The sequence below is a fragment of the Agrobacterium fabrum str. C58 genome, assembly GCF_000092025.1.
GTDB lineage: Bacteria > Pseudomonadota > Alphaproteobacteria > Rhizobiales > Rhizobiaceae > Agrobacterium > Agrobacterium fabrum.
Genome location: NC_003063.2, coordinates 1,295,443 through 1,302,500, shown reverse-complemented (window position 1 = coordinate 1,302,500; position 7,058 = coordinate 1,295,443). Strand labels below are relative to the sequence as shown.

At 59.1% G+C, this 7,058-nt stretch carries 5 protein-coding genes (1 of these 5 running past the window's edge); 1 reads left to right on the top strand and 4 read right to left on the bottom strand.

Features of this window, described 5'->3' with window-relative positions; translation table 11 throughout:
- A protein-coding gene (locus ATU_RS19530) for a M23 family metallopeptidase (RefSeq protein ID WP_010973619.1) crosses the window boundary here: on the top strand, nt 1-864 show its final stretch. Its footprint begins 1,083 nt before the window's first position; the window shows 864 of its 1,947 coding nt (coding positions 1,084-1,947); its start codon lies off the left edge, out of view; its stop codon occupies nt 862-864.
- A gap of 69 nt (nt 865-933) precedes the next feature.
- Here the strand turns inward: ATU_RS19530 and clpB are convergent, their stop codons facing one another.
- The 4 genes from clpB to prfA form a co-directional block, all read right to left on the bottom strand.
- Nucleotides 934-3,558: an ATP-dependent chaperone ClpB gene (clpB, locus tag ATU_RS19525; protein WP_010973618.1), complete on the bottom strand. Its 2,625-nt coding sequence runs from the start codon at nt 3,556-3,558 to the stop codon at nt 934-936.
- Between the two features lie 364 nt (nt 3,559-3,922).
- Complete coding sequence (locus ATU_RS19520) at nt 3,923-4,708, bottom strand: DUF4167 domain-containing protein (RefSeq protein WP_010973617.1); 786 nt, start codon at nt 4,706-4,708, stop codon at nt 3,923-3,925.
- Nucleotides 4,709-5,103: 395 nt separating this feature from the next.
- Nucleotides 5,104-5,973: a peptide chain release factor N(5)-glutamine methyltransferase gene (prmC, locus tag ATU_RS19515; RefSeq protein WP_010973616.1), complete on the bottom strand. Its 870-nt coding sequence runs from the start codon at nt 5,971-5,973 to the stop codon at nt 5,104-5,106.
- Nucleotides 5,970-7,052, bottom strand: a complete 1,083-nt coding sequence (prfA, locus tag ATU_RS19510; RefSeq protein ID WP_010973615.1) for a peptide chain release factor 1 — start codon at nt 7,050-7,052, stop codon at nt 5,970-5,972. The genes prmC and prfA overlap by 4 nt, the downstream gene beginning before the upstream one ends.
- Between the last annotated feature and the right edge of the window lie 6 nt (nt 7,053-7,058).

Sequence of the window (7,058 nt, the reverse complement as noted above, 5' to 3'; positions counted from 1 at the left end):
CTCGACGCGGTGGCGACCGCCTTCGACAGCACACCGGCACCGGCCGCCGGCCGCGATCTGCCCAGCGTCTATGACGGGGTTTACCGTGCTGCTCTCGCTTATGGCATGAACCAGAGCATGGTCTCGCAGCTGATCAAGCTTCTTGCCAGCAGCGTCGATTTCCAGGCGCAGCTTAAACCGACCGATACGCTGGAAGCCTTCTTTTCGGTGGAAGATGCGGACGGCAAAGCGACGGACAAATCCGAGCTGCTCTACGTCAACGCCAAGTTCGGTGACAACGAAACACGTTTTTACCGGTTCCAGAGCCCGGAAGATAACAGCGTCGATTATTTCGACGAGAACGGCAAGAGCATCCGGCAATTCCTGTTGCGAAACCCCGTTCCGAACGGCCGCATGACCTCCGGTTTCGGCATGCGCCGCCATCCCGTCCTGAAATTCAGCCGCATGCATACCGGTACCGACTGGGCAGCAGCCCGTGGAACGCCGATCATCGCCACCGGCAACGGCACCGTTGAAAAGGCCGGCTGGGCCTCCGGTTACGGCAACCAGACCCTGATCCGCCATGCCAATGGCTATGTCTCATCCTATAACCACCAGAGCGCGATCGCCAAGGGCGTCACCGAGGGTTCCAAGGTCCGGCAGGGTCAGGTAATCGGTTATGTCGGTTCGACGGGCCTTTCGACCGGTGCGCATCTGCATTACGAGCTGATCGTCAACGGCACCAAAGTGGATGCGATGAAGGTGCGCCTGCCGGGCGGCAAGTCGCTTTCCGGTGTGGCGCTGGCCCGTTTCTCCGACGAGAGAAAACGCATCGACAACCTGCTCAACATCGATGAAAAGCCCAATCAGGTGGCGAGCCGCTGATCGCCGGCGAATTCCAGACCGACAGTTCCGACCAAATGAAAAGGGCTCCGTTTCCGGAGCCCTTTCGTTTTATGCCGCATCGGCCGTTTCAGTCTCGGCCTCACCCTTGGCGGGCTTGACCTTGAACAGCAACCGGTCGGTGCCCGAAGTTACCTTGACCCGCGAACCATCGGGGATTTCACCGCCGAGGATCATTTCCGCCAGCCGGTCCTGAACCGATTTCTGGATCACCCGCTTCAGCGGCCGCGCACCATAAGCCGGATCGTAACCCTTGTTGGCAAGCCAGCTGCGAGCATCCTCATCCAGTTCGAGCGTGATCTTGCGATCGGCCAGAAGCGAGACAAGGCGCTTCAACTGGATTTCCACGATCGCACCCATTTCGTCACGCCGCAGGCGATGGAACAGGATGATATCGTCGATGCGGTTGAGGAATTCCGGCCGGAAATGCGACCGAACCCGTTCCATGACAAGTTCGCGAACCGAATCCACATCGTCGTTGTCGCCCATCTGCGTCATGAATTCCGAACCGAGGTTTGAGGTCATGATGATGATGGTGTTCTTGAAATCGACGGTGCGGCCCTGGCCATCGGTCAGGCGGCCATCATCCAGCACCTGCAGCAGGACGTTGAAGACATCCGGATGCGCTTTTTCGATCTCATCGAACAACACGACCTGATAGGGCCGGCGGCGAACCGCTTCCGTCAGGGCACCGCCCTCTTCGTAGCCGACATAGCCCGGAGGTGCACCGATCAGCCGGGCAACGGAGTGTTTCTCCATATATTCCGACATATCGAGGCGGACCATCGCGGTTTCGTCGTCGAACAGGAAGCGGGCGAGCGACTTGGTCAGCTCGGTCTTGCCCACACCCGTCGGGCCGAGAAAGATGAACGAACCGATCGGCCGGTTAGGATCCTGCAGGCCGGCGCGCGAACGGCGAACCGCCTTGGACACCGCCTGAACGGCCTCACCCTGCCCGACAACGGACTTGGCGAGCTCGTCTTCCATGCGCAACAGCTTTTCGCGCTGGCCTTCCAGCATCTTGTCGACCGGAATGCCGGTCCAGCGGGAGACGACATGGGCAATATTGTCCGGCGTCACCACTTCCTGAACCATCGAACCGGCACCGCTGCTATCGCGGGCTTCCGCCGCTGCCAGTTCCTTTTCGAGGCCGGGAATGATGCCGTAGGTCAACTCGCCGGCACGCTGGAACTGGCCATTGCGCTGGGCGATTGCCAGTTCGTTTCGGGCTTCATCCAGCCGCTTCTTCAGGTCGGCGGCGTGGCCGAGCTTCTGCTTTTCCGCCTGCCAGCGGGCCGTCAGCGCATCTGCCTTTTCTTCCGTATCGGCCAGTTCGTCCTCGAGCTTCCTCAAACGGTCGACGGAGGACTGGTCCGTTTCCTGCTTCAGGGCTTCGCGCTCGATCTTCAGCTGGATGATGCGACGATCCAGTTCGTCCAGTTCTTCCGGCTTGGAATCCACCTGCATGCGAAGACGCGAAGCGGCCTCGTCCATCAGGTCGATTGCCTTGTCGGGCAGAAACCGGTCGGTAATGTAACGGTTGGAAAGCGTCGCAGCCGCAACCAGGGCCGAATCCGAGATGCGGACCTTGTGGTGCTGTTCGTATTTTTCCTTCAGACCGCGCAGGATCGAGATCGTATCCTCGACGTTCGGTTCATCCACCAGAACGGGCTGGAAACGGCGGGCAAGGGCTGGATCCTTCTCCACATGCTTGCGATATTCATCGAGCGTGGTGGCGCCGACGCAGTGCAGCTCACCGCGGGCAAGCGCAGGTTTCAGCAGGTTGGACGCATCCATGGCGCCATCGGCCTTGCCGGCGCCGACCAGGGTGTGCATCTCATCGATGAACAGGATGATGCCGCCATTTTCGGCCTGCACCTCGTTCAGCACAGCCTTCAGGCGCTCTTCGAACTCACCGCGATATTTCGCACCGGCGATCAGCGCGCCCATATCGAGCGCCATCAGCTTTTTGTCCTTCAGGCTCTCCGGCACGTCGCCATTGACGATGCGCAGCGCAAGGCCTTCGGCAATCGCCGTTTTACCGACGCCCGGTTCACCGATCAGCACGGGATTGTTCTTGGTGCGGCGCGACAGGACCTGGATGGTGCGACGAATTTCGTCGTCACGACCGATGACGGGGTCGAGTCTACCCTCGCGGGCTTCCTCCGTCAGGTCGCGCGCATATTTCTTCAGCGCGTCAAAGCCCTGTTCGGCATTGGCGCTATCGGCCGTGCGGCCCTTGCGAATGTCGTTGATGACCTGATTGAGCGCCTGTGCGGTCGCACCCGCTTTTTTCAGGGAAGCCGAGGTGGAAGCGGAGCTTTCGATCGCAAGCGCCTGCAGAAGACGCTCGACGGTCACGAAACTGTCGCCGGCCTTCTTGGCAAGGTCTTCTGCGGTCGAAAATACCTTGGCGAGCGGAGCCGTCAGCGAAAGGCCGCCATTGCCGCCGGATACCTTGGGCAATTTTGCAAGGGCCGCGTCATTGGCGAGACGCGCTTCCTTGGCGTCGCCGCCCGCACGCTCGATCAGCGATGCGGCCATGCCCTGCTCATCATCAAGCAGAACTTTCAGAACATGTTCGGGCGAGAACTGCTGATGATTTTCGGCGAGCGCAAAGGTTTGCGCCGATTGCAGAAAACCGCGAACGCGCTCGGAGTATTTATCAATATTCATAGTCGAACCTCCATAGACCGGCCCGCCCGCTTTCGGCACGGCTCCGGGTGTTAGGGTTGAGGCTCCCTCAAAGGCAAGCCCCGCTACGACAGTCGTGTTCATAGGATTTCACGATTGCCGCCTCTTGATGGCCGGTCGCCCGCGAATGCGGTTTCCGTCCATCCTGCACGAATATGGGAGGCATTTTCATGGGTTTAAAGGGGCGAAAATCCGCTACCCGGGAAATTTTCACCTGACTTGACCGGCATCAATTCCGCCCTGCGATCAGACTTGGGCGGCGGCCGGTCTCGCACCCATCGCCAAAAAACAAAAAACTCCGGCAAGCCGGAGTTTTTCAATTGCAGAGCTTGTTTGCTGACGCTGCTTATTCAGCAGCATTCTCAAGCGTCGTCGCTGCAGCATCTTCACCAGCCGGCGCTTCTTCGCCTTCGGCACCTTCCGCAGCGGCGGTGCGACGCGGGCGACGCGGACGCGGACCGGTTGCCCGACGCGTCTTGGGTGCTGCGGCCGGTGCTTCCACCTGCTGCTGCTCTTCCTCGACGGCCACTTCCATGGGCGTACCTTCGATGACGGGCTGTGGCGCCTGGCTGGCGTCGTAGACCGGCGGTTGCTGGTCAGTGGCCACCTGCGGCTGGCGCGGCTGACGCTCCTGCCGTTCGCGGCGTTCGGGACGCTCACGACGCTCTTGGCGTGGCTCGTTCCGCTCAGTACGTTCCTGGCGTTCCGGCTGCTGCGCGCGCTCGACCTGTTCGCCCTGCTGCTGCGGTGCAACGAAGTTATCGTCGCCGTCGTTCATATCCATCTCGTCGCCATCGGCGGCATTGTACTCGCCACGGTCGTCGCGCTGGAAGCGTTCCTGCATCTGGGCCTGAGCCGACGCGATGATGCGGTTATAATGTTCAGCGTGCTGCAGATAGTTCTCAGCGATCACGCGGTCGCCGGAACTCTGCGCGTCACGCGCCAGAGCCGTGTATTTTTCCGCTATGTGCTGGGCTGTGCCACGGATTTTAACATCGGGGCCGGAGCTGTCATAAGTCCTGGTGAGCGGGTTACCGCCCTTGCGGTTGAAGTTGTTGTTGTTACCGCCACCATTGTTATTGTTGTTGCTTCCACGCCCCCGGCCGCGCTTGTTCTGCTGTCCTGGCCTCATCAATTGCTCACCTGAATTCTGTTTTGCTGACAATCTGATTATTTCATGCAATTCCGGGCGGAAAACCGCTGGAAATTTTTCCTGAAATTGCTGCACTACGCGCCCTGCTGAAGATAACCCCAGACAAGACCTCGCGTATGACGACCGGTCGCGCAAAATGCTGCAACGAGCCACCTGCGAACAAAGTTTACTGATTCACATGCCGGAAACGCCCAGCCTTCAGGGTTCTAAAAGAACCCGCTTCGGGACTGAGACCCATACCCTGACGAATCTAAATTCGTCCTCAGCCACCCGGCATGTGGGCGCAAACTATCCCGCTTCCCGCGGAAATCCAAGCCTTTTCTTTTGCTGTGCAAAATATCCTTGCAAAAAATCCGCAGACATATCGCGAACAACTATCTCCGGAAGGTCAAAACTCTGTCGTTACCGCCATAATCCTTCACGGCATCCAGAAGAGAGAAGCCGTGAGAAGCAAATATAGCGGAAACATCAAGCCTTTGATCGAAACCGATCTCCACACCGACAGTCCCGTTTTCCACAAGAAAGCGGCCTGCGTCGGCAGCAATGAGGCGGTACGGTGCAAGGCCGTCCTGACCTCCGTCCAGCGCGGCCATCGGATCGTGGTTACGAACCTCTGGGTCGAGCGTTGCGACGATATCCGTTCTTATATAGGGCGGATTCGACACAATTATGTCAAAGCGACCAGAGATTTTTTCAAACCAGTTACTGCGAATGGTTTCGAAGCGTGAATCGAGACCATTTCGAGCGGCATTTTTAGCAGCCGTTTCCAGCGCATCGGCTGAAATATCACTACCGATACCGGACGCCTGCGCACATTCCTTTAAAAGCGCCAGACAGATCGCACCCGTTCCCGTGCCCAAATCCAGAATGCGGGCGCTACCCTTTCGGGAAACCGCCTCTTTTAACGCCGGCAACAGCGTATCGACGAGAACCTCTGTATCCGGGCGCGGTTCGAGCGTTTCCTTCGACAGAAGAAGATCAAGGCCATGAAATTCGCGGTGGCCGAGAATGCGATGCACGGGTTCACCCTCAGCCCGCCTTTCGATCATAGCCGCAATACGAGCGCTTTCGTCCTGCGTGACTGGATGCTCAGGTTTCATCACGAAATCTGTCAGTGAGAAACCGGTGACATCAGCAATCAGCAGGCGGGCATCAACGAGCGGATCGGCGACACCAGCCGCCTGCAGCCGTTTGCGGGCGGCGATAAGCTCTGCCGAAACCGTTGCGTCACCGCCGCCGCTCAAAGCTGTTGTTCGCCAAGTTGCGCCAGCTGGCCGGCCTGATAATCGGCGATCAGCGCATCCACAAGTTCATCGATCTCGCCTTCGATCACGCGATCCAGCTTATAGAGCGTGAGATTGATGCGGTGATCGGTAACACGGCCCTGCGGAAAATTATAAGTGCGGATACGTTCGGAACGGTCGCCGGAACCGACCTGGCTCTTGCGGTCGGCGGAGCGTTCGCTGTCCACCTTCTGACGCTCGATGTCGTAAAGGCGGGAGCGAAGAACCTGCATGGCTTTGGCACGGTTCTGGTGCTGCGATTTTTCCGAGCTGGTGACGATCAGGCCCGTTGGAAGATGGGTGATGCGAACGGCGGAGTCGGTGGTGTTGACGTGCTGGCCACCTGCGCCCGAAGCACGCATCGTGTCGATGCGGATATCTTCCGGGCGGATTTCGACGTCGATGTCTTCGGCTTCAGGAAGGACTGCGACGGTGGCGGCAGAGGTGTGGATGCGGCCGCTCGCTTCCGTTTCCGGCACACGTTGCACACGGTGCACGCCGGATTCGAATTTCAGCTTGGAGAACACCCCTCGCCCGGTGATCGTGGCGATGATTTCCTTGTAACCGCCCGCTTCGCCTTCGCTGGCGGAAAGCACTTCCACCTTCCAGCCCTTGGTCGCAGCGAAGCGCTCATACATGCGGAACAGATCGCCGGCGAAAAGAGCTGCCTCGGACCCGCCGGTGCCGGCGCGAATTTCAAGGATCGCGCTTTTTTCATCCGCCGCATCCTTGGGAAGCAAAAGGACCTGCATGTCCTTTTCAAGCTCACGGATGCGCGTCTCGACCTCCGGCAACTCCATTTCCGCCAGATCGCGCATGTCCTTGTCGGTGGTTTTATCGGCAAGCAGCGCTTCCAGATCAGCGGCCTCGGAAATCGCTTTTTCGTAGTCGCGGATTTTCTTCACCACCGGCTCAAGTTCGGAATATTCCGAAGCCAGCTTCACATAGACATCCGCTGCCGGGCCGGCCGACATGCGCGCTTCGATCTCGCCGAAACGTCGTTCCAACTCGCGCATTTTTTCGACGGGAAGCTTCGCCACCAGTCA